This is a genomic window from uncultured Winogradskyella sp., assembly GCF_947496485.1.
GTDB lineage: Bacteria > Bacteroidota > Bacteroidia > Flavobacteriales > Flavobacteriaceae > Winogradskyella.
This window is the reverse complement of record NZ_CANMCZ010000016.1, coordinates 1-614: the sequence shown is the minus strand read 5'-3', so window position 1 is coordinate 614 and position 614 is coordinate 1. Positions and strand designations below refer to the sequence as shown.

Genomic DNA, 614 nt, shown 5'->3' with positions numbered 1-614 from the left:
TTCGCTGCTGCTGGATTAGCAAATTGATAATTAACTTGACTTGGTATGTAAAATCCTGTAAATGGATTTGGTTCACCCGCTATAGTTATAGAGTTAAGAATTGCGCTCGATGCACCTCCTGCACCTGTAACATCTAAAGTAATATCGGCTCCTGCGATTTGGGCTGTAGGACTGCCCGCTGGTATAGAGTCAAAACAACCATCATCACTACATTCCGCTGGTGCCGTAAATACATTGGTGTCTTCAAATGGACATATATTTTCTGCTGAAAACGTAGCTGTTAAACTAATTGCATTTCCATTTGCTGGCAAAACAACATTTATAAATGTATGTGGAGATGTTAAACCAACTGCAGAAACTGATGCAGTTCCATCACCTGTTAAATCTAAGGTACCACTACCTGGTGTAGCAACAAAAGTAACAGTAATATCTGCTGTAAATGTATCATCAAATAAATTAGTTGGCGTACCATTATCGTTACATGCATCAATATTAGAAGATGTAATAGCTGTAATATTACAACATGCATCATCTAACGTAATAGGATTGATAGATACCGCAAGACAAGTTGGTGTTGCTTGGTATCTAACCGCAGGTGTATATGTTGCTGGTGG

Annotated in this window: 1 protein-coding gene; it reads right to left on the bottom strand. The window is 38.6% G+C overall.

Annotated features, from left to right (window positions below):
- On the bottom strand, positions 1-614 hold a 614-nt coding region (locus tag Q0822_RS18195; protein WP_299126397.1), incomplete at both ends, for a hypothetical protein.